25 protein-coding genes and 1 other RNA gene are annotated in these 25,788 nt (G+C 60.0%); 9 read left to right on the top strand and 17 right to left on the bottom strand.

The window, feature by feature from the left end:
* Positions 1-21: 21 nt before the first annotated feature.
* Complete coding sequence (locus tag I5L03_RS11280; protein WP_197921861.1) at positions 22-3,372, top strand: amidohydrolase family protein; 3,351 nt, start codon at positions 22-24, stop codon at positions 3,370-3,372.
* A gap of 12 nt (positions 3,373-3,384) precedes the next feature.
* On the opposite strand, the gene I5L03_RS11275 is transcribed toward I5L03_RS11280, so the two are convergent.
* The 4 genes from I5L03_RS11275 to I5L03_RS11260 are packed head-to-tail and all read right to left on the bottom strand — an operon-like array spanning position 3,385 to position 7,363.
* The gene (locus tag I5L03_RS11275; RefSeq protein WP_197921860.1) at positions 3,385-3,663 is read right to left on the bottom strand and encodes a PqqD family protein; all 279 of its coding nucleotides are present in this window, start codon (positions 3,661-3,663) and stop codon (positions 3,385-3,387) included.
* Between the two features lie 19 nt (positions 3,664-3,682).
* The gene (locus I5L03_RS11270; protein ID WP_197921859.1) at positions 3,683-4,549 is read right to left on the bottom strand and encodes a sulfotransferase domain-containing protein; all 867 of its coding nucleotides are present in this window, start codon (positions 4,547-4,549) and stop codon (positions 3,683-3,685) included.
* Positions 4,542-5,465: a hypothetical protein gene (locus I5L03_RS11265; RefSeq protein WP_197921858.1), complete on the bottom strand. Its 924-nt coding sequence runs from the start codon at positions 5,463-5,465 to the stop codon at positions 4,542-4,544. The genes I5L03_RS11270 and I5L03_RS11265 overlap by 8 nt, the downstream gene beginning before the upstream one ends.
* A complete protein-coding gene (locus I5L03_RS11260; protein WP_197921857.1) occupies positions 5,462-7,363 on the bottom strand; it encodes an asparagine synthase-related protein in 1,902 nt (633 codons plus the stop codon). Before I5L03_RS11260 ends, I5L03_RS11265 begins: the two co-directional genes overlap by 4 nt.
* A 148-nt stretch (positions 7,364-7,511) precedes the next feature.
* Here I5L03_RS11260 and I5L03_RS11255 point away from each other — a divergent pair, with 148 nt between their 5' ends.
* The 4 genes from I5L03_RS11255 to I5L03_RS11240 all read left to right on the top strand — a co-directional run bounded on the left by I5L03_RS11255 (position 7,512) and on the right by I5L03_RS11240 (position 11,555).
* The gene (locus tag I5L03_RS11255) at positions 7,512-8,582 is read left to right on the top strand and encodes a nucleotidyltransferase family protein (protein WP_197921856.1); all 1,071 of its coding nucleotides are present in this window, start codon (positions 7,512-7,514) and stop codon (positions 8,580-8,582) included.
* Positions 8,583-8,595: 13 nt separating this feature from the next.
* Complete coding sequence (locus I5L03_RS11250) at positions 8,596-9,054, top strand: lasso peptide biosynthesis B2 protein (protein WP_197921855.1); 459 nt, start codon at positions 8,596-8,598, stop codon at positions 9,052-9,054.
* 2 nt (positions 9,055-9,056) lie between these two features.
* The gene (locus I5L03_RS11245; RefSeq protein WP_197921854.1) at positions 9,057-10,814 is read left to right on the top strand and encodes an ABC transporter ATP-binding protein; all 1,758 of its coding nucleotides are present in this window, start codon (positions 9,057-9,059) and stop codon (positions 10,812-10,814) included.
* A gap of 114 nt (positions 10,815-10,928) precedes the next feature.
* Complete coding sequence (locus I5L03_RS11240) at positions 10,929-11,555, top strand: PAS domain-containing protein (RefSeq protein WP_197921925.1); 627 nt, start codon at positions 10,929-10,931, stop codon at positions 11,553-11,555.
* Between the two features lie 183 nt (positions 11,556-11,738).
* On the opposite strand, the gene I5L03_RS11235 is transcribed toward I5L03_RS11240, so the two are convergent.
* From I5L03_RS11235 to I5L03_RS11210, 6 genes are read right to left on the bottom strand one after another with little or no spacing between them, the layout of a single operon-like run.
* On the bottom strand, positions 11,739-12,587 hold the full coding sequence (locus I5L03_RS11235) for a kinase (RefSeq protein ID WP_197921853.1): 849 nt from the start codon (positions 12,585-12,587) through the stop codon (positions 11,739-11,741).
* A complete protein-coding gene (locus I5L03_RS11230; RefSeq protein ID WP_197921924.1) occupies positions 12,584-13,540 on the bottom strand; it encodes a 2-hydroxyacid dehydrogenase in 957 nt (318 codons plus the stop codon). Before I5L03_RS11230 ends, I5L03_RS11235 begins: the two co-directional genes overlap by 4 nt.
* A 4-nt stretch (positions 13,541-13,544) precedes the next feature.
* Complete coding sequence (locus tag I5L03_RS11225; RefSeq protein ID WP_197921852.1) at positions 13,545-14,087, bottom strand: NUDIX hydrolase; 543 nt, start codon at positions 14,085-14,087, stop codon at positions 13,545-13,547.
* A gap of 21 nt (positions 14,088-14,108) precedes the next feature.
* Positions 14,109-14,783, bottom strand: coding sequence for a TPM domain-containing protein (locus I5L03_RS11220; protein ID WP_197921851.1), 675 nt, complete (start codon positions 14,781-14,783; stop codon positions 14,109-14,111).
* Positions 14,783-15,643 (bottom strand): TPM domain-containing protein, encoded by an 861-nt coding sequence (locus I5L03_RS11215; RefSeq protein ID WP_325100181.1) that lies wholly within the window; start codon positions 15,641-15,643, stop codon positions 14,783-14,785. Before I5L03_RS11215 ends, I5L03_RS11220 begins: the two co-directional genes overlap by 1 nt.
* Positions 15,640-16,245 carry a LemA family protein gene (locus tag I5L03_RS11210; protein ID WP_197921850.1) on the bottom strand — a complete coding sequence of 202 codons (606 nt, stop codon included), beginning with the start codon at positions 16,243-16,245 and terminating at the stop codon, positions 15,640-15,642. Before I5L03_RS11210 ends, I5L03_RS11215 begins: the two co-directional genes overlap by 4 nt.
* Before the next feature lie 151 nt (positions 16,246-16,396).
* On the opposite strand from I5L03_RS11210, the gene mscL (I5L03_RS11205) reads away from it, so the two are divergent.
* From mscL (I5L03_RS11205) to ssrA, 3 genes are all read left to right on the top strand, one after another.
* Positions 16,397-16,873 (top strand): large conductance mechanosensitive channel protein MscL, encoded by a 477-nt coding sequence (gene mscL, locus I5L03_RS11205; RefSeq protein ID WP_197921849.1) that lies wholly within the window; start codon positions 16,397-16,399, stop codon positions 16,871-16,873.
* A 96-nt stretch (positions 16,874-16,969) separates the two neighbouring features.
* Entirely contained in the window at positions 16,970-17,401 is a 432-nt protein-coding gene (gene mscL, locus I5L03_RS11200) for a large conductance mechanosensitive channel protein MscL (RefSeq protein WP_197921922.1), read from the top strand.
* 135 nt (positions 17,402-17,536) lie between these two features.
* Positions 17,537-17,881: a transfer-messenger RNA gene (gene ssrA / locus I5L03_RS11195) on the top strand.
* A 282-nt stretch (positions 17,882-18,163) separates the two neighbouring features.
* Here ssrA and I5L03_RS11190 read toward each other — a convergent pair.
* The 4 genes from I5L03_RS11190 to I5L03_RS11175 form a co-directional block, all read right to left on the bottom strand.
* Positions 18,164-18,406, bottom strand: coding sequence for a hypothetical protein (locus I5L03_RS11190; RefSeq protein WP_197921848.1), 243 nt, complete (start codon positions 18,404-18,406; stop codon positions 18,164-18,166).
* A gap of 118 nt (positions 18,407-18,524) precedes the next feature.
* Complete coding sequence (locus tag I5L03_RS11185) at positions 18,525-19,778, bottom strand: N-succinylarginine dihydrolase (RefSeq protein ID WP_197921847.1); 1,254 nt, start codon at positions 19,776-19,778, stop codon at positions 18,525-18,527.
* Positions 19,775-20,788: an arginine N-succinyltransferase gene (locus tag I5L03_RS11180; RefSeq protein ID WP_197921846.1), complete on the bottom strand. Its 1,014-nt coding sequence runs from the start codon at positions 20,786-20,788 to the stop codon at positions 19,775-19,777. The genes I5L03_RS11185 and I5L03_RS11180 overlap by 4 nt, the downstream gene beginning before the upstream one ends.
* The gene (locus tag I5L03_RS11175) at positions 20,785-21,996 is read right to left on the bottom strand and encodes a hydrolase (protein WP_197921845.1); all 1,212 of its coding nucleotides are present in this window, start codon (positions 21,994-21,996) and stop codon (positions 20,785-20,787) included. Before I5L03_RS11175 ends, I5L03_RS11180 begins: the two co-directional genes overlap by 4 nt.
* A 169-nt stretch (positions 21,997-22,165) precedes the next feature.
* Here I5L03_RS11175 and I5L03_RS11170 point away from each other — a divergent pair, with 169 nt between their 5' ends.
* A complete protein-coding gene (locus tag I5L03_RS11170; RefSeq protein ID WP_267904223.1) occupies positions 22,166-22,594 on the top strand; it encodes a PilZ domain-containing protein in 429 nt (142 codons plus the stop codon).
* Here the strand turns inward: I5L03_RS11170 and rsmA are convergent.
* The 3 genes from rsmA to I5L03_RS11155 are packed head-to-tail and all read right to left on the bottom strand — an operon-like array spanning position 22,579 to position 25,631.
* Positions 22,579-23,409, bottom strand: a complete 831-nt coding sequence (gene rsmA, locus I5L03_RS11165; protein ID WP_197921843.1) for a 16S rRNA (adenine(1518)-N(6)/adenine(1519)-N(6))-dimethyltransferase RsmA — start codon at positions 23,407-23,409, stop codon at positions 22,579-22,581. The two genes, I5L03_RS11170 and rsmA, sit on opposite strands and share 16 nt — an antisense overlap.
* Entirely contained in the window at positions 23,402-24,286 is an 885-nt protein-coding gene (gene pdxA / locus I5L03_RS11160) for a 4-hydroxythreonine-4-phosphate dehydrogenase PdxA (RefSeq protein WP_197921842.1), read from the bottom strand. The genes rsmA and pdxA overlap by 8 nt, the downstream gene beginning before the upstream one ends.
* A gap of 4 nt (positions 24,287-24,290) precedes the next feature.
* Positions 24,291-25,631, bottom strand: a complete 1,341-nt coding sequence (locus tag I5L03_RS11155) for a peptidylprolyl isomerase (protein WP_234035210.1) — start codon at positions 25,629-25,631, stop codon at positions 24,291-24,293.
* Positions 25,632-25,788 lie beyond the last annotated feature (157 nt).

The following is a 25,788-nucleotide window of genomic DNA, read 5'->3' as shown; positions in this document are numbered from 1 at the left end:
ACGCAACCAGACAGGAAGCCTATGCTCCGCAACAATTCGCTTTTCGCCGCCAGCCTGCTCGCCATTGCGATTGCCATGCCTGCCCACGCGCAGGTGCAGCCGCCCGCCGAGTCAGATGATCCTCCGGTGGAAAGCGAAGCGACGGAAGATGAGAATACGAGGGTGGCCCCGCCTGCCATTCCCGAATCCGACCAGACGGGTGAAGGCGATGCCGCACCCGCTACGGCTGAGGCCGAAGAAACCGGCTGGGACGTTAACAATCCTCCCGGCGTGCAAATCACGCAGGTGCCGATCCGCACCGATGAGGGCACATGGATGGATGTCGATGTGTCGCCGGACGGCAGGACGATCGCCTTCTCGCTGCTCGGCGATATCTACACCATGCCGATGACTGGCGGCACGCCGACGCGGATTGCCGAGGGGCTTGCCTGGGAAGTGCAACCGCGCTTTTCTCCCGATGGCAGCCGCATCGCTTTCACGTCCGACAGGGGTGGCGGCGACAATATCTGGATCATGAATGCCGATGGCTCGGACGCGCGGCAGCTGACCAATGAAGATTTCCGCCTGATGCACCAGCCGAGCTGGTCGCCTGACGGGCAATTCATCGTCGCCAAGAAGCATTTCACGACCGGCCGCTCGCTCGGCACGGGTGAGGTGTGGATGTATCACATCTCCGGCGGCAGCGGCGTGCAGCTCGTCGCGCGGCCTAACGAACAGCACCAGAAGGAGCTGGGCGAGCCGATCTTCACCGCCGATGGCACCGGGGTATATTACACCCGCAATGTCACTCCGGGCGGCACTTTCGAATATGCGCAGGATTCCAACCAGGGCCTATTCAACATCGAACGCTATGACCTCGCCACTGGCGAAGTGACGACGGCGGTTTCCGGCCTCGGTGGATCGGTGCGGCCAACGCCTTCGCCCGATGGCACGATGATTGCCTTTGTGCGGCGCGAGCAGATCAAGTCGCAGCTCTGGGTGCGCGATCTCGAGACGGGCGAAGAGCGCCGGATCTATGACGATCTCGACCGCGACGTGCAGGAGACATGGGCCATTACCGGGGTCTATCCGAACATGGACTGGACGCCGGACAGCCGCTCCATCGTCTTCTGGGCTGGCGGCAAGATCAATCGCGTCAATGCCGATGGTACGGGCTTGGCCGAAATTCCCTTCGTGGTCGACGATACGCGCGGCGTCTTGCCTGCACCGCATCCGGCGATCCCGGTGGCAGCAGACAATGTCGATGTCACCATGGCGCGCTTCGCTACGGTCTCGCCCGATGGTGATACGGTCGTATTCGAGAGCCTTGGCCGCCTTTACACCATGCCGGCGAGCGGCGGCACACCGCGCCGCCTGACGCGGGACAGTGGCGATGCGATGGAAGCATACCCCGCATGGTCGCGCGACGGATCACAGATCGTCTATGTGCGCTGGACCGATGCTGGGTTGGGAGAAATTCGCACTGTGGGTCCGAACGGGCAGGGCGGCCGCGCAATCACCAGCACCCCGGGCCATTTTTCGCGCCCGCAATTCTCTCCCGACGGCCGCACTATCGTGTTTGAGCGCAACTCGGGCGGTTATCTGACCGCTCCCGAATACAGCGACAATTCGGGCGTGTATCGCATGTCTGTTGGCGGCGGGGAGCAGGTGCTTGTCAGCCGGACGCACCGAACTCCGCATTTCGGTGCGAGCAATAATCGCATCTTCATGACCGGGTCTGACAGCGGCGCGCAGGCGCTGTTCTCCAGCGATCTTAACGGCGAGGACATCCGCACCCATGCGCGCGGCGATCTGGCGACAGGTTTCTATGTCTCGCCAACTGGCCGCCATGTGGCTTTCACCGAGAATTACGACGCCTTCGCCATGCCACTGATGCCGGGCGGGCAGACCGTCACCGTATCGGGCAGCGCGCGCGCACTACCGGTGGTCGAGGTTTCGGATTCGGGCGCGGATTACGTGCATTGGTCCGATGGCGGAGAGCGGCTGAATTGGTCGCTCGGCGCAACGCTCTATTCTGCAGCAGCCGACGAATTCTTCGCTTCGGCCCCTCCGGGGGATGGTGATGAGAGCGGCTATGAGCAACCCGAGAACGGGGTCTCATTGCTGCGCACCGTGCCCGCGGATCGCTATGAGGGTTCGCTCGCCATCACAGGCGCACGTATCATCACCATGGCGGGTGAAGACGGCGGCATCATCGAAGGCGGCACGATCTTGATCAATGGCGATGTCATCGCTGCGATCGGTCCTGCTGGTGAGGTGCCCGTCCCTGCTGGCACGCCCACGATCGATGCGAGCGGTCGCACGATTATTCCAGGGCTGGTCGATGCTCATGCACATGGCCCGGTGGCGACAAACGATCTGGTGCCGCAACAGAATTGGCACCTGCAGCAGGTCCTCGCGCTGGGCACGACGACGATCCACGATCCGTCGAGCGACAGCCCCTTTTTCGTTGCCGAAGACATGCAGCGCACTGGCATGATCCTCGCCCCGCGCATGTTCAGCACCGGCCGGATAATTTACGGCGCGCGCAGCCCCTATGCCTATGCGCAGATCGACAGTCTCGAGGATGCTCTCGACCATGTCCGCCGCCTGCGAGCGGAAGGCGCGCCAAGCGTCAAGAATTACAACCAGCCGCGCCGTGAACAGCGGCAGATGGTGGTCGAGGCTGCGCGGCAGGAAGGCATGATGGTCGTGGCCGAAGGTGGCTCGCTTTACGGCATGGACATGAACCTTGTCGCCGACGGCAATTCGACGCTGGAGCACAACCTGCCGGTCGAATTCATGTATGAAGACGTGCTGCAATTTTTCGAGCACGCAAATACCAATTACACCCCGACAATCGGGGTCGGTTATGGCGGTCTCGCGGGCGATCCCTACTGGCGTCAGGCGACCAACGCTTTTGAGCAGCCCCTGCTGCAGGCACATACGCCTCCGGCCATCCTGCGCGCCGCCACTGCACGCCGTACTACCGCGCCCGAAGGCGATTTCGTGGATGACGATATCGCGCGCGAATCCCTCCGCCTGATGGAGCGGGGCGTAGAAGTTGCAGCAGGCGGCCACGGGCAGCAAAGCGGGATCGACATCCATTGGGAAATCTGGTCATTCCACCGCGGCGGCATGACCCCGCTGCAAGCGCTTGAGACCGCCACCATCATGTCAGCGCGATCGCTTGGGATGGCCAGCGAGATTGGCTCATTGGAAGTCGGCAAGCTGGCCGATCTGGTGATCCTGACAGGCGATCCGCTGGAGAATATCCAGAACACCCAGACGGTTGAAACCGTCGTTCTGGGCGGCCGCGCCTTTAATGCAGCGACGCTGAATGAGGTCGTGACGGGAAACCGCGAGCGCGCGCCTTATTGGTGGGAAGACTGAGGGCGCAGGGCGCTAGTTGAGTTCGACTAGCGTCCGCTCCTGCAATTCGCCGAAGAGCTTGCCGAGTTCGCTGCGGCAAGTTTCTTCGGCGACATCATATTCACCGCACATGGCGTTCACCAACGAGCCGAATTGCTTCTCGTCTTCAAGCAGCTCCCACGCGCGCCTGCCGGTGTCCTTGAGGCTGTAAAACTGGCCATTGACGATGTGCAGCAGAACCAGCTCGTCATCGACGACGGTCTCTACGAAGTTATCGGTCTTTCGGATGGTGGTGTCGTTTGCAATATCCACGATATTTCCAGTCCCTCCCTCAAGGCTTGTAGCCCAGTTCTTCCATCACGTCGCGATGGGCCGTGTAAAGCCTCTCGCGCAGCTCGTCATCAAGCAGGTCCCAGCCGTCGCCGGCGCGGCCCGCGCGAAAGAAGCGCTCTGTCTTCTCAGGCCGCTCACGAAATCCGTGTTCATCCTCTTTCGCGCGTAGCTTTTCAAAGCGGCTCTCTTCCACCGCGCGCGCGATTGCTTGCTTATCATCAGCCTCAGGCAGTTTCAGGAAACGCCCCATCCGTGTGAGGCACGCTGCCGTATCGGCAAGCATGTCCTCATAGCGAATGGTGAGCACGGGGATCTGATCCTGGCGATGCCATGTCAGATAATGTTCGCTCCAGGTCAGCAATTTCTGGCGCAGCTGGCCCTTGCTGCCGCCCGCCATGATATGTGCCGGATTGGCCATGTGATTAATGGTCTTCGCAAAATCCTGATGGCCCTGATGGCTGGCATAGGAAACCGCCACGTCGAAGGGATGTCGCACGAGGTAAATTGCGCCAAGGCTGCAATCTGCCGGAAAAAGCGGCTTTCCCGCGCCGTTGCCGTGATAGGCATCGTGAACTTTGACAAACTGCCGCTCATCTCCGGTCCGTGCGAGCTCGCGATAATAGTCCGGGCGCAGCAAATCGATTTCGTCATCGGTCAGATCGGATGAGGGCAGGCCGCTGACCGCGTCGAGGCCTACCCGATTGGAGGAAATCGAGCCGTGGAGCGGAGCAAAATTGTCGTCGGTAATGTCATCAGGCGCGATCAGATTGGAAAGCAGGATGCGCGTCCAGGTATTGCCCGATTTGGGATAGGAAGCGAGCCAGGTGATTCCGGGCTTGTCTAGCGTATCCGACGCCTCAGTCATTGCTCTTGCCAAAATCACAGATCCAGCCGCGCATGGCTGCCGTGGTTTCAGGAAACGCATGTTTGTTCAGAGGCCTATCGAAAGTCTGCACATGCACGGCCGAAATCAGCTGGGCGAGCGCGCTGTAAAGCTTTTGCCTCCCCATGATCGCCACCCCGAAACGCATGCGATATATGCTATCGCGAAGGCGCTTGATGGCGACCGCTCCGCTAAGCTTTTCGATTTCCACCGGCTGCCGGTCTCGCCGCGCGTTCTCGTTCTTCAGGATCGAAAGGCTGGCAAGATTACCACTTCCTGCGCTTTCTGAGGTGGCGGGTGTGGCGAAGAATTTGTTGAAGCCCGGCTCGTCACGCACCGCGCCCATTTTGCTCGCGCCTGTCAGCGTCAGCGCATCGGCCCATAGTTTCATATCCTTCTGGCCTGCAAAGCAGCGCGCCGCGCCATCGCTTATCTGCGCCGGATCGATGATCAGCACATCGTCCGTGAAGAAATCGAGGCCTCTCTTAGCCAGCGCCGCGGCGAGCGTGGATTTGCCCGCGCCAGATTGTCCCGTGAAGGCGTGCACCTTGCCCTTATGTATTACGGCGCTTGCATGCAGCGGGACAAGCCCGCGCTGGAAACAAAGCGCTCCCCAGGCAGAGCCGAGAAGGAACAGCGCGACGTCGCGGTCCGACGCGCCGTTTCGCCGATAGGTGATGCGCTCGCCCCCTTCGACCAAGTAGGTCGCACCATTAGGCACGTTCAGCAAAAATTGGCTGGAATTTACGCTGAAGTTGGTGCCCATATCGTCGCTTTCGATAGCGTCGGGGACTTCGCCTTCTACGATCGTCACCTCGCCGCCGCTATCCCGCACATAGGGAGCGACCCGCGTGCCGAGATCGAGATCGGCAGTAATCGTAAAAGGCACATCGTTCATCGGTTCCTGCCTTCTACCCAATTAATAAAGCGCTTAATTCCAAACATTCGTCCCATACCGACCATGGCGAGAAGGTAATCCGGATGATCGTTCGCATCGAGCGGAGTCTTGTCCGGCCAGGTGTCGAAGACTCTACGAATACGGGGAATGTCGAAGCGCTCTGCCATGTCTGGATCATGCGCCATAGCTTCGAATTCTTCGCGGTGGCGATCCAAATTCTGGGTGAAGCGCGCATGCCAATCGGCAGACTGCCGCCCGCGCTGTTGAAAATTGACAATTTCTCGCGGCAGGCGGTCTTTCATCAGCCGCCTTACCAGCCAGCGATCGACGCCCGGCGTCATATATTGCTCGTCCGGGATGGCGAAACAGAATTCGGTGATGCGACGACACCCTAGCGGATCGCGGCTCTGCACGCCGCTCGAACTTTGCATGGCAGCGCGCATCAACGCATTTTGCTCACGATTTCCGTTAAAACTCATACGTTTGCGCATTTCCTGCGGGCTGCGCATGGTGCTGAAGCTGTCGTCCCAGCCCATTTCCTGTGCGCGTTCACCCACGCGCATTTCCGCCGCGTAGTCCGGGTTGATCGCAGAATATCCTGAGTAACCCGCCATACTCTGATCGCGGCGAACGCGGCCGATCAGCTTGTTGACTGACGCAGGAAACAGGGGTTGCGCGACGAAGCGATAATAACGCTTGGCAATACCCTGCTCGATATTGAGTGCGCGCAGCATCCGGTGCAATTCTCCCCAGCGCCGTTCCTTGAAAAGCTTGGGAAAGATGTAGCGATTGGAGAAGGAAATGGTGCGATTGCCGCTGCCGCCGCCAAGCAGCACATTGCGTCCGGTTTCTTTCGTCAGCCGCTGGATTTCTGCGCCCCAATGGAGATTGTTCCACCCAAAGGGCGGCATTTCGCTCAACCGGATGACCTCATCCAGCCCATGGTCGAGCGGTAGACCTTCCGAGGCGACGAAGGTCACGTCGAAGTGCGGATACATGGCGGCAAGCGCTTTGACCGGTCCGGACTCGTCACCCAACCGTCCTTTGCCATAGGTGCGGCCATCCCAATCTTTTCCCGGCACATGTGTGAAGCCGATCAGGGGATCGGTCAAACCCGGCACGCCGCGCTCCAAGGCTTCGAGCGCGTAGACCGCAACCGTCGAACTATCGAGACCGGCGCTCACCGTACATGCTGGCGTCTTGAGTGCGCGCATGGAAGTAGCGACGGAGTCCTGCATCAGCGCATCGAGCGCTTCGACATAATCTTCGTCCCGGGCGAAGCGGATCGGCTCCAACCTATCGACATCGTAAAATCCGGTGATCGTGCTCGCGTCGCGCGTCACTTCCATCCAATGGCCGGACGGGAGCGAGAACACGTCTTTGAAGTAAGTCTTCTCCTTGAATTCGAAATTCAGGATAAGCGCGTCGGCAACGCGCTCTTCATCGACCATGCGCGGGATCGTCGGCAGGGCGAAGAGCCCGCGGGGAAAGCTCGAAATGGCGAAGCGATCGCGGCTTTCATGATAGACCAGCGGCGGCGCGTGAAATGGGGATCGGGCTGCTGTCAGGCGCTGGTTTTCCGCATCGATGACGATAAGGCTCCAGCCACCTTCAAGTCGATCGAAACTGTCCGTGCCCCACTTTTCCCACGCTGCCATTGCAAGGCCGCTATCTGCCATTTTTGCGGCTGTGGCTGTTTCCAGTCCGAGCGCGCGAACGAGGTCATCGCGGTAATCGAGCCGGCCGACGAAGAGGAAACTACCTGATGGCAAACTCATCGGCTGGTGATCGAACAGATCTTCGGGGGTGTATGGCGTGCCTTGCGTCCATGCCGCCGCAAAATTGCCGAAGCGCGCATTTTGCTGCTTGCGTTCCCCATGCACGCGAAGCGCGCTCATAATTCGCTCAGCGTCCTGCTTCGACGCTGGTTCACCGCTTCGTTCGAACAGGGCGCCGATCGCTGTCATCGCTGACTGCCTAATCACGGTGCGATGCGCGGCACAAGAGCGTGTTGCAGCACATTCACAAGCTGGGTTAGAGGCCGGTATGAATTCACCGCCCCGTCAACTTTTGGAACTGGCCGATGCGCTGCGGCCTGCCCTGCATCATCCGAACGCGGGGCCGCCCAAGCCGAGCATCGCGCTTGCGCAATTCGCGGTCTGGCGGCATCGAGTGGGAGCGTTGCTTGATCGATCTTGGTCGAATGCTTTGGAGCAAGAGGGCGAGCACACTTCAGAAATCATCGCAGTGCGCGATTATCTCGCGCGCCACCTCGACAAGATGACGCGCCGGGAATTGCGGCAGAAAGCAGCGAGCAAGCGCTTTCGTCCACTTCTGGAGGCTGAGGGCGTAGCGTCAAGGGAAATCAAAGGCTGGCGCCTGGGAGAGGAGCTATATGGCCGCTCCACGCTGCGCGCATCGAAGGATGTCGACCTGCTGGTCTCGCCTGAAAACTTCGAGGCGGCGATCGATCTCGCTGCTGATAATGGCTACCTCGTCGCTGGTGAGCGCGGCCCCGAAGGCGCTCGCAGAGCACGGCGGATTGCCAGGTATCATCGTGAGATCAGTATTTTCGATCGCGACCTGAATACTGAAATTGAACTGCACTCGCGCACTTTGGGTGAGCCTCCCAGTGGTTGGCGGGACCTACGTGTCGAGCATGGCGACCGGAGCGCGCTGGAGGACCCCGATTACATCCTGTACCTGATCATTCACGGCGCTGTAACAGGCTGGAAACGCATGAAATGGCTGTGCGATCTTGCGATGATCGTTGAGAAGACCGACGCGGATATTCGCGCGATAGTTATCGCCAGATCCGATGATCTCGACTTTGCTCCGGCGCTTCTAGCCAGTCTGATGCTGGGTAAGGAGCTTTGGCCAGACTGCCCGATCGAACCATGGGTGGGCGAACTGCGCGTCGACCCTGGTGATGAGCGAGTGCAGGCCCACTTAGGCGCATTTCGGCGACGCTTGGCTCAAACCGAGGCCGAGCCATTGCCAAAGCGTGTCCTGCGGCACGCACAGATCATTCGCGATCCTCCGGTTTTCGGACATCACCCCAGCCGCATTCGCGTGCTTCGCAGCAATGCCATGTTGTGGTTGCTGTGGAAGCTCTGATAGGCGACAAAGCATGACGGTTGTACGATCAATCAAGCGGCGTGTCGTGCGGATGGAGATCTGGCTTAGCCTTGCCTGGGCGCGATTCCTGATCCGCTATGTGCCCTTTCGTAACTGGCGGCATACGCTGGGCCCCATTGATGCGGAACCTGATGCTGGCGCATGGCCTGTGCTGAGCGAGCAGCGCCTTGATCAGGCATCGAACATCGGCCGCTTGGTCAATCGCGTCGCCAATCGCATTCGGCTGTTTCAGGTGGTTTGCCTGCCGCGCGCCATGGCCGGGCGCTGGGTGCTGGCACGCCGGGGCATACCGTCACGCATCATCATCGGATCGAAGCGCGGCGAGGAGGAAGGCAAGAGCCTGCTGTTCCATGCCTGGCTGATGGTAGGTGACCGCGTTCTGACCGGAGCGGACGAGCGCGCAGAATTCCTCGCTTTTCACAATTCGCGCGCCGACCTGGAACGCGGCTGAGCGTGGCCGGAAAGCCATCAGGTGGATTGCGCGCGCTGCTTGGCGCCATTCTCTCATTTGCAGGGCCGCGCCTGCCGGCAACCATTGCTGTGGTGGCGCTTGCCGCCGTCCTCGAAGGTGTCGGTCTGGTCCTGCTGCTCCCGGTCGCCGAAACGGTGTTCTCGCAAGGGTCAGGTAGCGAAGGCGGACTGAGCGGCAATTTGCTGAGCTGGCTGTCCAATGTCGGTGCAGATACGCCACTCGAACAGCTTCTTGTGATGGGTAGCGCGTTCCTGCTCCTGATCATACTGCGCGCGCTCGTGCTGATGAAGCGCGATGTGATGATGATGCAATTGGCACAGGGATTTGTCGATCATATCCGGCGCGGCTTCTTCGATCGGCTCGCCCATGCCGATTGGCCGGTCATCAAGCGTTTTCGCAAATCGCAGCTGCTGAATTCGATCACCACTAATATCGGCAGGCTGGCCGTCACCATGCAATTCCTGTCGAACGGTTTGGTGCTGTCGATGATGTCGCTCGCCTATCTGGTCGCAGCATTTGTCGTCAGCCCGGTACTGGGAGTGGCACTTCTGGGAATGATTGCGCTGGGCCTGGTCTTCGCAGTGATCTGGATGCGGCGCAGCCATCGCCTCGGGCGCAATCTCAATCGTGCGAGCCGGGGCGTGATGCATGAAACTACGCGCTTTCTTGAAGGCATGAAAGCGGCAAAGGCAGCGCGCGCAGAGGCCGAATTGGCCGAGCGTTTTGCGCAGAGCATTGCCGAAACGCGGGCCATCTCCGTGCAATTCGTGATGCAGCAATCGCGCCTTCGCAACGCCGTGCAGGTGATCGCCGCATGTTTCGCGCTCATCGTACTGCTTGTCGGCTTCGGCATCGTAGGCTTAAGCGGAGGTGAGCTGCTTGTCATGGCAGCCATCGTGCTGCGCCTCGCGCCCAATCTGGTCGCGACCTTTGGCGGGCTGCAGTCGATCGCCCACGCGCTGCCAGCATTCGAAAGCATCCGCGCATTGGAAGCGGAACTGGACGAGGCGCATCGCCCTTGGCGCTCATCAGCTCCGTTGGACAACAAGAACGCTGTCTTGCCCGGTGGCCTGCTTCGGCTAAAGGATTGCCGCGTCGAAGTGCAGGATGATCACGGCGATCCGGTAACGCTTGTTCAGTCAGACCAGCTCGAAATCGCACCCGGTTCACTGGTACATATTGGCGGACCATCAGGCGCCGGAAAATCGACTTTGGTCGAAGTCATCGCGGGCCTGCACCTGCCGGCTCGCGGCGATGTCACATGGGGCGACGTTTCGCTGAACACAGAAACACGCCGTGCGTGGCAATCGCAGATCGCATTCGCGCCGCAAGAGCCCTTCATTTTCGACGGCACGGTGCGTGAAAACCTGCTTTGGCCCAATTGTGAAGCCAGCGATGAGCTGATCCGCGAAAAGCTGGCCGAGGCGGAAGCCGATCGGATTGTTTCTGCTCTGCCAGATGGATTGGATGAAGAGCTGCTTGATGGCGGCGCGCGACTTTCGGGTGGAGAACGCCAGCGGCTATGCCTCGCCCGCGCGCTGTTGCGGCCCGCACGAATGTTTATCCTCGACGAAGCAACCTCGGCAATGGACCCGCAGCTCGAGCGGCGGATTATCGGCGGATTGCGAGAAAGGGTAGGCGACCGCATCATCCTGATGGTCTCCCATTCGCTAAATGCCGTTCAATATGCAGACATGCGGATCGCTGTGAGCGACGGGCGTGCGCGCGTGGCTGTGTAAAGTATTTGAAACCTTTCCCCGCGCTCGACCGTATCTCTTATGTACCAATCGGATGTTGGCTCCCCTCGCATCCAGCGGAGAGGGTTTACGCCGGGAAGGAAACAGAGCATGTTAATGACCGTGGAAAATGCAGCATTTGATGACGTCGATCAGCGTGTGATCGATCTGATTGCATCGAACCCGATCGCCTCTGTGGTGAGTGACCCGCGCTTGCCCGATAACCCGATTATTGCCTGCAATGACGCGTTTATGGAGCTGACCGGATATACCGAAGAAGAGATTATCGGTCGCAATTGTCGCTTCCTCTCCGGCCCCGGCACAGAGCCGTGGCTGACCGAAACCATTCGCCAGGGCGTGCGAGAGCGCAAGGCGGTGATGGTCGAAATCCTGAATTACAAGAAGGACGGAACGCCATTTCGCAACGCCGTGGTGGTAGCGCCGATTTTCGATGAAGAGGGCGAACTCGAATATTTTCACGGCTCGCAGGTCGAGCTGGAAGATGGGGCGCAGACCCCTGAAGCAACGCGCCGCGCGCGGGCTGTCGAAAAGATCAAGGACCTGTCAAAGCGTCAGCTGGAAGTGCTGACCATGGTTGCTGCAGGCCTGCGCAACAAACAGATCGCCTGGGAACTGGGCCTGTCGGAAAAGACGATCAAGATGCACCGTGGCCTCGCCATGGAGAAGCTCGGCGCGAAAAGCAGTGCGGACATGATCCGGCTTGCGGTTGAAGCGGGTATTTAGGCACGCAATCGGCAGAAATCCTGCCCCAAAGCCCATGTTTCATTCGGCGGAAGGCAGGTTCAAGAGAAGCTTGCATCGTAGCCGGAAACGCGGGGCTGCATTACCTTCCACCCTCCCGCCTCGCTTCCTCCATCCCACTCTTTCCGGTTGCGATGCACTTCCATTCCAAATGAGCAGTAGAGACTAGGGCTGAGGGGTCTGGCTTCGGTCAATTTCGATCACGACATCAGCGCGTTCGGGCATCTCGTCCAACATGTGCCGCGTCAGGCGCTCATAATGTGAGACGAAGCGAATAAGCGCGTCCTCATCCAGCACGCCAGGACCTAGCGGGTTCATCGCCGCGAGCTTTTCTTCCTGTTTGCGGCGGTTGGCGAGAACTGCATCGAAATGATCGACTTTCAGCATCACCAGCATATCGATGAGCGCGAAAAGGCGGCTGTAATCTTCGCCAAGCCAGTGGTTGACCAGCGTGCGCCAGATGGCATCCGGGTCCTCTTCGGACTCGAGCACATTGATCGGTCTCCTCAGCTTTTCAGGCGGTTGCGCGGCGGCTCCGACACACCAGCCTTCGAACAATAGCACATCGACCGGGCCGGAAACGCGGGTCAATTCGTTGGAGCGATCATCGTAGCTCTTGTCGAATTTGGGTATTTCGAATGCCCGGCCCGCCAGCACATCCTCAATGATCGCAAAGCCCATTGCCACTGCATGAGTGCCCGGGACACCGCGCGTGGCGAACAGCGGGTGCACCTCCGCCGCCAATTGCAGGCGTTCGGCATAGGTCAGGTACAGATCGTCGAGCGAGAGCGTCAGGGCGCGCAGGCCGCGTTGCTTCAGCAGGATTTCGAGCACTTTGCAGACCGTCGTCTTGCCGCTTCCTTGCGCACCATTGATGCCGACGATCAGCGGCTTCCGATCCGCAGCCCGCCGCGCGATTTTCGTGGCGAGCGGCTTCCAATGCTTCTCGACAATCTGCGCATAGTCTTCGGGCAATTCCTCGCGCGCAATCAGCTGCGTGATTGGATCGTTCATGCTACACGGTCCGGCAAATCATGGCCTTTGGCATGGGCGCGGATGTTCTCAAGCGCACGCATTCCCATTGCTTCCCGCGCTTCCCTTGTCGCGCTGCCGAGGTGCGGCAAGAGTACGGCACTGTCCACTTCTAGCAGGTCAGGAGGCACATCTGGCTCGTCAGGGTATACGTCCAGTCCTGCGCCAGCCAGATGGCCAGAATGCAGTGCATCGGCCAGCGCGTTGTGGTCGAGGACGCTGCCTCTCGCCGTGTTGATCAGGTATGCTCCGGGTCGCATCGCGGCGATCGCTTCCGCGTCGATCAGATGTTCGGTCTCCGCGCCGCCGGGCATATGGAGGGACACAATTTCGGAATTCGCGAGCAGGTCATGCAAGTCGTCGAAGTATCTCGCATCCACTTCCTTAGCTTCCGATTTCTCGGAGCTTGAGTGATAAGCGATCCGCATGCCGAATCCGTGTCTGGCTCGCCGCGCCACCGCTTGCCCTATGCGCCCGAAGCCGACGATGCCAAGCACCTTGTCCTGCAACCCTGCGCCGATCAGATGCGTAGGCCGCCAGCCGCTCCAGTCACCGCGCCGCAATTCGCGCTCACCTTCGCTCGCGCGGCGCGTTGCCATAAGCATGAGCGTTATCGTGAGGTCGGCGGTGGCATCGGTAAGCACGCCGGGTGTATTGGAGACTGCAATCCCCGCCGCCTTCGCCTCTGCGCAATCAATATGATCGAAACCGACGCCGTAGTTGGCTATTAGCTTCACCCGATCTCCGCCGCACAGAACTTCCGCATCGATGCAATCGGAGACTGTGGGGCAAAGCACGTCGTATTCGGCCATTGCGCGGGCAAGCTCAGCTTGGGTGAGAGGCGTATCGGACCCGTTCAGTGTAACATCGAATTTATCGGCAAGCACCGCCTCGACAGCCTCCGGCCAGCGCCTTGTCACCAACACCCGCAACATGCGCTCACAGATCGCCGAGCAGATGCGGACCGAGCGCGAGGAGCATGCGCGTATCGATAGCCACATCGCCGCGGCGGAAGTCTTTCAGCACCTGCGGGAATTCGCTCAGCTTCACCCGGTGAACGGCGATGTCTTCGCCGCCTACACCGCCACCCGGACCGGTTTTCCTGAGGCCAGTAGCTTTCAGCAGGGTGAAGCTCTCGCTCACCATTCCGGGGGATGAGAAAAACTCGCCGATCTCTTCCCAATGCTCAGCTTCATAGCCCGTTTCTTCCAGCAGTTCGCGCTTGGCCGCGCTCAGCGGATCGTCATCTTCACCGCCATCATCGTCGCCGATCAGGCCGGCGGGCAATTCGAGCGATTGCTGGCCGAGCGGCACACGGTACTGCTCGACAAGGATAATTTCGCCATTCTCGACGGCGAGGATCACGGCGGCGCGGATATTGTGAGCGCGGCTGCAATATTCCCAGCGCCCTCGCTTTTTGGCGGTGATCCACTCGCCTTGCCAAGTCACTTCTTCGAGAGCGTCAAAATCGGGTGCGGTCATGCCGCGAGCGCTAACCGAGCGTCAGACTTCGATCAAGCGGTCGGGCAATTCATTGTCGTCATCTTCGCCGCGCGGGAAGTGTTCGGAAAGCACTTTGCCCACATCGCGTACGCCTGCCGCAATCCCTTCGGCGACACAGCCCTTGCGGATTTCCACGAGCATATCCGCCATCGCCTCGCCCCAGACCTCTGCGGGCACGAGATCGGTGATGGAATCGTCGGCGACGATTTCCGCGCGATGTTCCTGCATGGAGAGGTACAGCATCACGCCCGTTTTCCCATGCGTGCGCCCTTCCGCGCCGACTTTGAAATGGCGGATCGCGCGCTCATTCACCCGCTGGCGCTTCACCGGGGAGGGGATGAAAATGAAACGCAGGCGATCCCAGCTGAGAAGTGCGAAGACAGCCACAAATTTGACGAGGCCTATGCCGACCGCCCAGGCTATGACTTCGCCATAGGTCCATTCGCTGGTCCAGCCGCCGATCAGGACATCGACCTTGTCGAGAAAGAATTCCGGGAATGCGGCAAACAGGCTCATCGCGGTGAATGCCGCTGCAATCGCCCACCACAGGACGACATCGGTATAGCCGTCAGAGCGATCGGCGATGACCGGCACGATTTCGCCGCTGGTGGTAAGCTCGGCCTCGCGAACGGCGGCCGAGACGATCTCGTGATCTGCTTCAGAAAGATACGCCATTACCAGCCCCCCGAAGCGCCGCCGCCACCAAATGAGCCGCCTCCGCCGGAGAAACCGCCGCCACCGAAGCCGCCGCCTCCGCCAAAACCCCCTCCGCCGCCAAAGCCTCCACCGCCGCCAGATGCACCGCGTGCGATAGCCTTGCCGACTTCCCAAAGGACAATGTCACCGACAGCCCCGGCGACGCCTGCCCGGCGATAGCCGCGAGACGCGCGGCGTCCCCCTCGGATCATTGGTAGTACGAAAAAGAAGAACAGGAAACCGAGCCAGATCAGCGCCCCGATGGGAAAGCCTCCTTCGCTTCGCGCGTCGCCAGCGCTCTGCGCGATGGCTGCGGCTTCCTCGGGCGGCAATTCAAGCTGCGTGATGATCTGGTCTGCTGCCCATGCAATACCGCCCGAATAATCGTCATTGCGGAAAAAGGGCTTCATCCCCTCGATATATTCAAAGGCAAGACCATCGGGGATGACAGCCTCGAGACCATAGCCCGTTTCGATGCGCATCCGCCGTTCATTGGGCGCGACGATCAGGATGATCCCGTCATTTCTCTCCGCGTCGCCCAAGCCCCACTCGCGCCCAAGCTGATAGCCGTAATCCGCAATATCGTAACCCTGCAGGCTATCAAGCGTCACGATCACGAATTGGCGCTGATTGCGCTCTTCAAATTCATCGAGCTGCTGCGTCAGGCGAGCTTCCGTCGCTTCATCGATGATATTCGCCTGATCGAGCACAGGAGCCGTGCCGCGCTCCGGGAACGTCGGCTGGGCGTGTGCACTGCCGACCCAGCCCACTGTCACGAAGACAGCAAGCAGGATCAGCAAATGTCGGATACAATTGGTTTGCACCGCGAGAAACCTCACTCGCTGCGCATATCCAGGTCTTCGGCGACTTCTGCGCCTTCCGTCACGGCTTCATAAGGCACCATCGGCTCTGCGCCGTGGATGATGTTTGCGCCGATCGTATCGGGGAAGGTGCGGATCGTGGTGTTATATTGGCGCACCGCTTCATTGTAATCGCGAATGGCGACGCGGATGCGGCTTTCAATGCCTTCGATCTGTACCATCATGCGGCCGAAATTCGCCTGGCTCTGTAGTTCAGGATATTGTTCCTGCACGACCATGAGGCGCGAGAGTGCGCCGCCGAAAGTATTCTGCGCCTGCTGGTACTGCGCCATGGCTTCAGGATCAGACAGGTCTTCACCGCTCAGCTGGATTTCGGGACGGGTGGCAGATGCGCGCGCTTCAATCACACCTTCAAGCGTCTCGCGCTCCTCTTCAGAACTGGCCATGGTGATTTCCTGCAAATTGCCAAGCAAATTGGCGCGCTGCTGGAAGGCAGCCTCTACATCGGCCCATTTGGCCTTGGCGTTTTCTTCGGCGGCAGGCACCGAATTGATACCGCAGCTTGCGAGCGCAAGACTGCCGAAGACGAGAGCGAGCAATGTGCTCAAGCGCTTGAACATGCGAGTGGTCCTCCAAAATCCCGTGAAAGGTGTATTGCGAATATAGCACGGCGGGGCAGGGAAACAAGGAGAGGTCGGCTCGTTTTCCTGCAATCAGCCGGCCAGCTTCACATGCGTTGTCGGCACCCAGCACCTGTGTGGAGAACCCCGAATGATCACCCAGTTCAAGAAATTCATCGCTCGCGGCAATGTGCTCGATCTGGCGGTCGGCGTCATCATCGGCGCATCCTTCGGCCGGATCGTCACATCGCTCAATGAAAGCATGATCATGCCGGTGATCGGCTGGGTTTTCGGCGATATCGATTTTTCGAACTGGTTCATCCGGCTGGGTGAAATTCCGGCAGATTACGATGGCAGCCTGACCAATTATGCCGAGCTGAAGGAGGCGGGCGTCGCCATGATCGGCTATGGCGACTTCATCACCCAAACGGTGGATTTCTTCATCATCGCGCTGGCGCTGTTTTTCATCATCCGTTCGGTGAACCGTGTGCTGGATGAAATGCAGGAGAAAGCGAAAAACTCGGAAAACTCTTCGACTGAGGAGGATATCCCCACCGATCCGCAACTCGATGTTCTGAAACAGATTTTGGCAGAGATGCGGACGGGCAAGGAGCCTGTGAAATTGTAAAATCACGTCGGTCTGGGGGCGCAAACGGGCCTCGCGCTTGCTGAACGGATAAACATGGTTACACTTCTCTTCCGAACAATCGGGGAGAACGGGACCATGTTTGCAGAGTTCAAGGAATTCATTGCCAAGGGCAATGTCATGGAATTGGCGGTCGCGGTAATTATCGCCGGCGCCTTTGCGGTGATCGTCACTTCGCTCACCAACGACATGATCATGCCGATCGTCGGCGCGATCTTCGGCGATGTCGATTTCAGTGCGAAGTACACGGTGCTGAGCGGTGCCGAGCTGGTAGAGCCGGGTATGTCTCTTGAGGCTGCACGCGAAGCAGGGGCCAACGTGCTGGCATGGGGCGCTTTCGTCACCAGCATCATCAATTTCCTGATCCTGGCTTTCATTATCTTCATGCTCGTCCGCTATGCCAACAAGGTGCAGTCTCGGTTCGAGAAGAAGGAAGAGGAAGCGGCGGAGGAAGCAGGCCCGACTGAAATCGAGCTGCTCCAGGAAATCCGGGACGCTTTGAAAAAGTGATTAGCTTTGCCTCCCCTCCCGCTCGCGGGAGGGGTTGGGGGTGGGCATGGGCCGGAACGGCCCACCCCGCTGCGACTAGGCAGCAAGCTGCCAAGTCTCGCTCCCCTCCCGTAAACGGGAGGGGTTTTCACACATACACTTCACATTAAGCGGGCAGCGCCTATATAGGTCCTGCCCGTTTTTAATGGGCTATGGCGATAAATTGCGCCGTGTAATAGGTACAGCGGACCCGGGGGCAGTACCCGGCGGCTCCACCAAAATTCGCGGATTTCCGCAGATCCTGATGGGGCCGAACCAGGATCGACGTGTGCTGAAAGACGGTGTTTTTGCCCGGGCTGAAAACCCCGTAAAACTGTTCAAAACCTATAAGTGCCAACGATAACGAAGCACTCGCTATTGCAGCGTAATCTGACGTCCTAACGGACTGATCTTACAAAGCTAAAGCGCGGTTGGACCCACCGGGCAACAGAAGCGGATTCCGGGGCCCCGGGGAGAGGCTAGCAACAGAATCTCCCCATCTTATTCTGACGTAAGTGCGACCTCGGTTTGGGCCCAGCGGTCCTCTCCCCGGACAGGACAAGTTGGCGGGTAGCTAGCAACAGAAACCCCCACTCTATTCACCACAGGACAAGCCATTCCGGCCTGCGAATGCACGTTCGCTGCGCTTCCAGTGCTCACGGCCATAAAGGCCGCTGCGCTCCGGTTCTCGCGCGCGCACATTCTCGGCTCGATCTGGCTTCGCCCTAAGGCGAATTGTTTATCTCAGCTGGGAGTTTTGGCAGCCTCGCGCTCGGCCTGTTCGTATCTCAGGCAATCGAGGATTTTTGCGCCGGCCAAAAACACCGCGCCAGTGCAGGCGAGGAAAAGCAATTTGCCGCCCCAACCGGGGTATTGGTCCAGATAGGCAACGCCGCGGCTGGTAGCGCCGAGGGCAAGCGCGTAAATGATCAGATACGCTTCCCAGCGTGTCTTGATCACGAACAATCTGCCTAGCTTGCGAAACATGTGCTGCCTTTCGTTAACACGTCACATAGCAAACGCCGTGCCAAGCGCGGTGTTCCGCCGTTTTCGATGGTTAATGCAGGGGCAGTTGTAAAGCAGACCGACAGGCTTGCAGCTACACTCAGATGAGCTCTGAAAGTTCCAGTGCTTCCAGCAGTCTGGTGCGCGCGGTGCGGACTGTCTCGGCAAGGGACGGATCGCCGATCTGGCCGGTGTCGATCGCCTCGGGCCAGTATTTGCCGATGACCGATTCAATCAGGCCTGCCTTGTCAGCATCGAGCATGAAGCACTGGTCGACCGTTGCAGGATCAGCGACGACGCGCAGGCGCAGGCAGGCGGGGCCGCCCCCATTGGCCATGCTCTGGCGCACATCAACGACTTTCACGTGCCGGATCGGGCCATTGCCTTCGAGCATCGACTGTAGCCAGCTCCACACAGCGCCGTTCTCACGGCATTCCTCCGGCACCACCAGGGTCATTTCGCCATTGGGCGGGCTGAGAAGCTGCGCATTGAACAGATACGAGCTGACGGCATCGGCAAGACTCACCGCGCTGGCAGGCACTTCCACCACCTGTACACCGGGGCATCTGGCGCGGATCTCATCATAAGTGCCTGCCGGATCGGCAAAGGCCTGTTCATGGGTGAACAGCACGTTCTCATTCGCGACCGCGACCACATCATTGTGAAACGCGCCCGCTTCGATTGCTTCGGGGGCCTGCTCGACGAACAGCGTATGTTCGGGATCGAGCCCGTGGCTTCGCGCGATGATGCGGCTCGCCTGCTCGTGCTGGCGCGCGGGGAAGCGGCCACCGGTGCGGCCATAAACGAAGACTTCGAGGCCCTTTTCGCCGTGCGATGGCGTCAGGCGCATATGGTTGGCTGCGCCCTCATCGCCGAAGGTCGGCGGCACAGCTGTGTGGACCGCGAAGTGATCCCGATCGGCGAAAGCGACCTCAAGCTGGCGAAGCGTGTCGGGCCATTCGTGGCTGCGATGGGGCATGGTGACCAAGTTCGCGACCGTCAGGTGGCACTTGCCATCCGCCGTGTCGCTCGCCGGGCTGACGGTGGCGGCATTGGCAGTCCACATGCTGCTGGCAGACCATGCACCAGCCACCAGCGCGGAATTGGTGTCGTCATCCGCCGCCAGCGCGTCCAGCCAGCCGGTATCGGGGCGCGGCAGCGGCAGGAAAAAGCCCTGCGCCAGTCCCATCTTCATATTGTGCCGCATCTTCGCGATACCCTGCAAAGCCGCGGCGCGGGGATAGGACGTTTCGCCCGCATTCTTGGTCGCCGCCAGATTGCCGAGGCTTAAGCCGGCGTAATTATGGCTGGGGCCGACGATGCCATCGAAATTGATTTCTCGGATATTGCTCATCGCGGAATGCTCCAGACATCGTCGCCTTCACCCACGCGAAGCAATTCTGCAGCCTGCGCATCAATCGCCACGCTGTCACCGCGAAGCTCTCGCGCGCCGTAACAACACCGGAAATCGGCAAAGCGACCGGTTGCGATTAGCGCCTTTTCGCCTTTCTCAAGCGTTACACTCTCGACTTGTCCGTGGTGCGCATTGGCGATGGCGCCCACCTTATCCGTTTCGGCGAGCATGGTCGGGCCGCCATCGAAAATATCCACATAGCCTTGATAGGAGAAGCCCTCGTTCTCCAGCATGCGCATCGCCGCGCGGCCGCTGGGGTGGGGCAGGCCGATCACGCTGCGGGCATCTTCACTAAGCATGGCGATGTAGACGGGATGCTTAGGCATCAGGTCCGCAATGAACTGGTTGCCGTGAATTGCGTTGAATTCATCCGCTTCCTGAAAGCTCATGCGGAAGAATTTGCCGCCGATTGCATCCCAGAAGGGGGATCCACCACGTTCATCGATGATACCGCGCAGCTCCGCCAGAATGCGATCACCGAAGCGTTCACGATGGCCGGCGATGAAGAGATAGCGGCTTCGCGCCAGCAACATGCCGAGCCCGCCCGCCCGCTCGCCCGGGTGTAGGAACAGGCCGCCCACTTCGCTGCAACCGCCCAGATCGTTGGTAAGGCTCAGCATCTCGGCTGCCACTGTTCGCTCGAGCTCCTGCGAATGCTGGGTGAGCGTGGTGATGCGGTAGGAGTAAAACGGCCATTCCTGACCTACGGCGGTGAACACCTGGCACGTGCCGCGCACCGCGCCGGTTTCTGTATTCTCCAGAACAAGGACGAACGTCTCGGCGGCGATCTCGTCACCCTCGCGGGCGAAGGCTTCATCGGAACGCTCCAGCTTGCCGGTCAGCGAATTGCGATCGGGTGGCAGATTGGTGAAGCCACCACCGGTGAGCTTGGCCATTTCATACAGCGGTTGCAGGTCGTTCGCGCGCGCTGCACGCATGACGAAACTCATAGGGATGCTCCGGTGGCGAGGCGGTGGAGGACGATAGCCGATAGCTGCGCGCGTTCGGTAAGCGAAGGTACGATCATGAATTCATCGGGCGAATGGATCTTGCCGCCGCGCACGCCCATCGTATCGACGACAGGGACATGATTGGCCGCTATATTATTACCATCGCAAACGCCGCCAGAGGATTGCCAGCCAATCTTTTGCCCCAGCGCGGCGCCCGTGTCTTTGACCAGGTCGAACAGTTTCTGCGCCCGCTTATCGACGGGCTTTGGCGGGCGCGAAATTCCGCCATGCAGGTGGATGGACACTTCATGCTCACGCTCAAGGTCGGCAAGCATGGCTTTCAGATCATGTAGGAATCTGTCCGCGGCCTCGGTCGCCTTGGGCCGAATGTTGAAACGCAAAACCGCGTGATCAGGCACGACATTGTTCGCCGCACCGCCTTCGATCTTGGCCGGGTTGATGGGTAGTTCAGCATGCTGCATCGCTTTGAGGCGGATTGCACAATCGGCGGCGGCGACGATCGCATTGCGACCATCCTCCGGATTGCGACCGGCGTGGGCGGAACGACCGGTAAAGGTCACGGAGAAATTCCCGCTGCCACCGCGTGCATGCGCGAGCGTGCCATCGGGCAGGGCGGAGGGCTCGTAAGTGAGCGCTGCATATTTCCCGCGCGCCAGCTGGTCGATCAGTGCTGCGGAGGATAGCGAGCCGGTCTCTTCATCAGCATTGATCATCACATCATAGCCGATGGCCTGCGCCGCCTCGCTGGTTTCGAGCGCCGTGAGCGCCTCCAGAATGATCGCGAGCCCGGCTTTCATATCAGCGGTGCCCGGACCGTTCAGGACATCATCGTCGAGCCATGTGAGCGTCTGAAACGGATGATCGGCGGGAAAGACGGTATCCATATGGCCGGTCAGCAGGAAGCGTTTTTCCGCATCGGGCCGGACCGAGCAGACGAGGTGCTGGCCATGCGGCTTTTCCACCTCGTGACCGTCGCCATCGATCACGCTGACGCTGGCCGGATCGCGCAGCGTCACTTCGCCCGGAAGCGAGGAAAACGCGTCTGCAAGCATGGCTGCGACTTTGGAGAGGCCATCCAGATTGGACGTGCCGGAATTTACCTCTGCCCAGCGCGTGGTGTGGCCCAGCATGCGCTGTTGACCGATGCCGCCGATCAGTTCTGTTTCTGCAGGGGTGAGTTGTTTCATGTCGAACTCGCCATAGCTTCCAAGCCCTCGCTGTCAAACACAGCTGGCGGGCACTGCGGCGGCAGGCGCCGGTTGGCCGACAAGTTCGCCGCCCCGCGCAATCGGCTTTAACGCGGCCATAAGAAATTCCCGCTAGTGCGCGAACGGTGAGAGATGCCGGAGTTCCCAGATGCTAGCTGGTAGTGAGCAGTCTCGGCTTGAGACACGCCATACTGCGATGCTGCAAGCCAAGATGCGTGACGAGCGCAGCACCAGGCCTGTGCGTGTTGGCGACATCTCGCCCCGGGGGATGAAAGTCGTGACTGACAGGCCTCCCGCTCGCGGCTCGTTCGTCGATATCCTCGTCAGCGGACATCAAGTGGCTGGCCAAGTGCGCTGGGTGAATGGTCGGCAATTCGGAATCCGCACGCATGATCGGATCGACATGAAAGCGATCCTGTCCGGCAAATCGCCCAACACGCGCATCAAAGGAAAAAGGATCGAGCCAGACAACGATCCTGACAAATGGCCACTTGGCAAACTGGTCGCAGCATATAGCTTGCTGGGCGTGACAGCGTTTTCTTCGGCCTATCTGTTGGTAACCTATTTCGTGCTCTGATCGAGCTGGCGCGCGATTCCTACGAATTCTTCCACGCTGACGGTTTCTGCTCGACGGGTTGAGTCGATTTGCAGTTCCTCAACCGCCTCTAAACCACCGTGTAGGCCCTTCAGGCTCTGTCGCAGCATCTTGCGTCTTTGACCGAACGCAGCCTCCGTCACCCGCGCCAAAGTGCTGACGCTGACGCCCTCTGGCGCAGCATCGGGTTCGACGTGGACAATCGCGCTCATCACTTTGGGCGGCGGGGTAAAGGCGCTCCGGTGCACTTTCATCGCCAGCTTGGCGCGCGATCGCCACTGCGCCAGCACAGCAAGGCGTCCATATTCTCCGCTGCCCGGCTTGGCGACGATCCGCTTGGCGACTTCCTGCTGGAACATCAGCGTCAGGCTCTGCCAATGCGGCGGCCATTGCTGCGATGAGAGCCAATTGGTGAATAGTCGCGTGCCGACATTGTAGGGAAGGTTGGCTACGACCGCGAAGGGCTCACCCATCAGCTGCGCATGATCGACTTTCAGCGCGTCAGCCTCGATGACAGTAAGCTGGCCGGGAAATGCCTCCTCAAGTTGCGCCAATGCCGGTAAACAGCGGCTATCCCGCTCTATCGCCGTCACGCGGGCCCCGGCGCGCAGCAAAGCGCGAGTGAGACCACCCGGGCCGGGACCGATTTCGAGAACGGCCTTGTCATGCAAATCGCCAGGGATTGCAGCAATACGATCGAGCAATTGTTCGTCGAACAGGAAATTCTGGCCCAGCGCCTTGGAAGCGGAGAGCCCGTGCGCCTTGATGACTTCGCGCAGGGGCGGCAGATCAGCCATTCGCGCGCCGCTCGGCGATTTCACCCGCCATGCGGATGGCAGCGATCATCGCATCGGGACGGGCGATCCCTTTGCCTGCGATGTCGAATGCCGTGCCGTGATCGGGCGAGGTGCGGACAATGGGCAGGCCAAGCGTCACATTGACGCCTTCATCGAAGTCCAGCGCTTTTAGCGGGACTAGCGCCTGATCGTGATACATGGCGATGGCGACGTCATAGCTGCCACGCTTGTGCGGCGCGAAAAGCGTATCTGCAGGATGGGGGCCGCTCGCATCAATGCCTTCGCCGCGAAGCTGGGCGATGGCTGGGGCGATAATATCGATCTCCTCACGCCCCATGCGCCCGTCTTCACCGGCATGCGGATTGAGGCCGGCGATGGCGATGCGCGGCGCCTCGATACCGAAGTCGGTATGCATGGCGCGCGCGACGATGCGCGTGCGCTCCATGATCAAATCCTGCGAAAGAAGGCCGGGGACTTCGGATAGCGCGCAATGCACCGTCATCGGCACCGTCCGCAAAGACGGCCCGGCAAGCATCATCACCGAAGCATCGTGCGACAGATCGCATGCATCGGCGAAAAACTCGGTCTGGCCAATGAAATCGGGCTGGAGGGCAGCGATGGCGGATTTCGCGATAGGACCGGTCACCAGGCCGCTGCATTCGCCGCTCTGCACCAGCCGCGTCGCCTCTTGTAAAGCATCAAGAGCGATACGCGCCGTATGAGCAGTAGGACTGCCCGCCTGGCATTCCGCGTCTTTTTCACCGATCACACGGAAGGGCGGCAAGCCCAATTCGTTGGCCCGAGCGGAAGCCGCTCCTATAATCTCCGGCCCGACGCCCGCCGGATCGCCAATGGTGACGGCAAGCGGGCGGGGCATGGGATCAGTTATAATCGATTACGGCATCGCGGCGCAGATCGCGCAAGTAACGCTGGGCGCGGCGATTGATACGCTCATCTTCCAGCTGCGCCATGATCTGATCGACGGACGGTCCGCTGGTATCGGTGGGGTCATCACGACCGCACAGCATCAAAACGCGAATGCCTTCCTGCAAGTCACCGAAGGGTGGCGTCGTTTCGCCGACATTCAGCTGGAGCAGTACGGTCTGCAAAGCTTCCGGGAGCGCGCGAACGGCAATCTCGTCATTATTGACGGTAGATGCGCCAACAGCCGAAGCGCGCGCATCGGCATCGCCGCATCCATTCATGCCTTCGACGGCTTCCACGAAAGCGGCTGCCTGCGTCTCGGCCTGCTCCGGCGTAGTGCCGGGGCCGAAGGTGTAGGAAATCTGCTTTAGGCTGAGCACGGCATCGCGGGGATCGGGCATGCCGATTTGCCGCTGGTCGATCAGCAACAGGATGGAATAGCCACCGGGAATTTCCAGCGGACCGACAAGCTGTCCCGGCGTCATCTGTGCCACGGCCGCTTCGAGCGTAGGCTGCTGCAACTGCTCAAGCCGCAGCCAGCCAAGGTCGCCGCCCTGAATGGCGCTGGTCGCTTCGGAAAACTGGCGGGCATAGGCGATAAAGCTGCCGCCTTCGCGCAACTGCTCGATGATCTGGTTGGCATTCGCCTGCACCTGGGCGCGATTCGCCGGGGTAGCAGCGAGATAGATTTCGCCGACGCGATACTCGGTCGTGCCGCGCGATGCTTCAAGCCGCTCCCACAGCTCGGTGACTTCGCCTTCCGACACGTTGACGAATGGGCGGACGTTCCGTTGCAGCAGTCGATCCCATGCAAGCTCACCCTGGATCTGGCGCTTGATGGTACGCGGTGAGGAGCCGATCGAGTAGAGATACTCGTTCATTTGCTCGACACTCATGCCGCGCGCCTGCACGGCGTAGCGTTCATAGCTCTGATCGACGTCAGCCTGGGTGACCGCCATGTCGAGATTGGCGGCTTCCTGCACTTTCAGGGTCTCATCGATGAGATTGCGAAGCACCTGAAGGCGCAGAGCAGGCATTTGCTCCGGCGAAATTTCGGATTCCTGCGCAGCGACGAACAGCGCCACTCGGTGATCAACATCAGTGCCGGTGATGATGCTGCCATTGACCCGCGCCGTCGCGCGACGCTCATTCGGGTTGGAGCGCTCGACGATGAACGAGATATCCTCCGGCAGGTTGAAAGCATCGCTGCCCTGCGTTGCGACTTGCGCCTGCGCGGCGCCTGCCAGCAAAGGCAAGGCCATCGCCATGGCAGCAGCGCTGGATACACACATCTGCATTGTTCTGTTTGCGAACGAAATCACGTCGATAATTTTCCTGTTTGCGGCGCTCAAAGCTCGCGCCTCTCTATGCAGCTTCCACTGACAAGTGCTGCCTTAACCCTAGCTGAGCCGCACGGCCTAGCCAATAGGAGAGGCTCAGCCAAGGCCCGGGGGC

The organism is Aurantiacibacter sediminis (assembly GCF_016019885.1).
GTDB classification, from domain to species: Bacteria; Pseudomonadota; Alphaproteobacteria; order Sphingomonadales; family Sphingomonadaceae; genus Alteraurantiacibacter; species Alteraurantiacibacter sediminis.
The sequence above is the reverse complement of the archived record's forward strand: the minus strand, read 5'-3'. Positions and strand labels throughout refer to the sequence as shown.

What these genes read in the sequence shown, in the direction of transcription:
- I5L03_RS11235 (WP_197921853.1), bottom strand. Translation starts at nt 12,587, where the DNA reads ATGAACGATCCAATCACGCAGCTGATTGCGCGCGAGGAATTGCCCGAA.
- mscL (WP_197921849.1), top strand. Translation starts at nt 16,397, where the DNA reads ATGATCACCCAGTTCAAGAAATTCATCGCTCGCGGCAATGTGCTCGAT.
- I5L03_RS11175 (WP_197921845.1), bottom strand. Translation starts at nt 21,996, where the DNA reads ATGAAACAACTCACCCCTGCAGAAACAGAACTGATCGGCGGCATCGGT.
- I5L03_RS11185 (WP_197921847.1), bottom strand. Translation starts at nt 19,778, where the DNA reads ATGAGCAATATCCGAGAAATCAATTTCGATGGCATCGTCGGCCCCAGC.
- mscL (WP_197921922.1), top strand. Translation starts at nt 16,970, where the DNA reads ATGTTTGCAGAGTTCAAGGAATTCATTGCCAAGGGCAATGTCATGGAA.
- I5L03_RS11240 (WP_197921925.1), top strand. Translation starts at nt 10,929, where the DNA reads ATGACCGTGGAAAATGCAGCATTTGATGACGTCGATCAGCGTGTGATC.
- I5L03_RS11190 (WP_197921848.1), bottom strand. Translation starts at nt 18,406, where the DNA reads ATGTTTCGCAAGCTAGGCAGATTGTTCGTGATCAAGACACGCTGGGAA.
- I5L03_RS11155 (WP_234035210.1), bottom strand. Translation starts at nt 25,631, where the DNA reads ATGCAGATGTGTGTATCCAGCGCTGCTGCCATGGCGATGGCCTTGCCT.
- I5L03_RS11280 (WP_197921861.1), top strand. Translation starts at nt 22, where the DNA reads ATGCTCCGCAACAATTCGCTTTTCGCCGCCAGCCTGCTCGCCATTGCG.
- I5L03_RS11265 (WP_197921858.1), bottom strand. Translation starts at nt 5,465, where the DNA reads ATGAACGATGTGCCTTTTACGATTACTGCCGATCTCGATCTCGGCACG.
- I5L03_RS11225 (WP_197921852.1), bottom strand. Translation starts at nt 14,087, where the DNA reads ATGACCGCACCCGATTTTGACGCTCTCGAAGAAGTGACTTGGCAAGGC.
- I5L03_RS11255 (WP_197921856.1), top strand. Translation starts at nt 7,512, where the DNA reads ATGAATTCACCGCCCCGTCAACTTTTGGAACTGGCCGATGCGCTGCGG.
- I5L03_RS11220 (WP_197921851.1), bottom strand. Translation starts at nt 14,783, where the DNA reads ATGGCGTATCTTTCTGAAGCAGATCACGAGATCGTCTCGGCCGCCGTT.
- pdxA (WP_197921842.1), bottom strand. Translation starts at nt 24,286, where the DNA reads ATGCCCCGCCCGCTTGCCGTCACCATTGGCGATCCGGCGGGCGTCGGG.
- I5L03_RS11180 (WP_197921846.1), bottom strand. Translation starts at nt 20,788, where the DNA reads ATGAGTTTCGTCATGCGTGCAGCGCGCGCGAACGACCTGCAACCGCTG.
- I5L03_RS11250 (WP_197921855.1), top strand. Translation starts at nt 8,596, where the DNA reads ATGACGGTTGTACGATCAATCAAGCGGCGTGTCGTGCGGATGGAGATC.
- rsmA (WP_197921843.1), bottom strand. Translation starts at nt 23,409, where the DNA reads ATGGCTGATCTGCCGCCCCTGCGCGAAGTCATCAAGGCGCACGGGCTC.
- I5L03_RS11230 (WP_197921924.1), bottom strand. Translation starts at nt 13,540, where the DNA reads ATGTTGCGGGTGTTGGTGACAAGGCGCTGGCCGGAGGCTGTCGAGGCG.
- I5L03_RS11260 (WP_197921857.1), bottom strand. Translation starts at nt 7,363, where the DNA reads ATGAGCGCGCTTCGCGTGCATGGGGAACGCAAGCAGCAAAATGCGCGC.
- I5L03_RS11210 (WP_197921850.1), bottom strand. Translation starts at nt 16,245, where the DNA reads ATGTTCAAGCGCTTGAGCACATTGCTCGCTCTCGTCTTCGGCAGTCTT.
- I5L03_RS11270 (WP_197921859.1), bottom strand. Translation starts at nt 4,549, where the DNA reads ATGACTGAGGCGTCGGATACGCTAGACAAGCCCGGAATCACCTGGCTC.
- I5L03_RS11170 (WP_267904223.1), top strand. Translation starts at nt 22,166, where the DNA reads ATGCTAGCTGGTAGTGAGCAGTCTCGGCTTGAGACACGCCATACTGCG.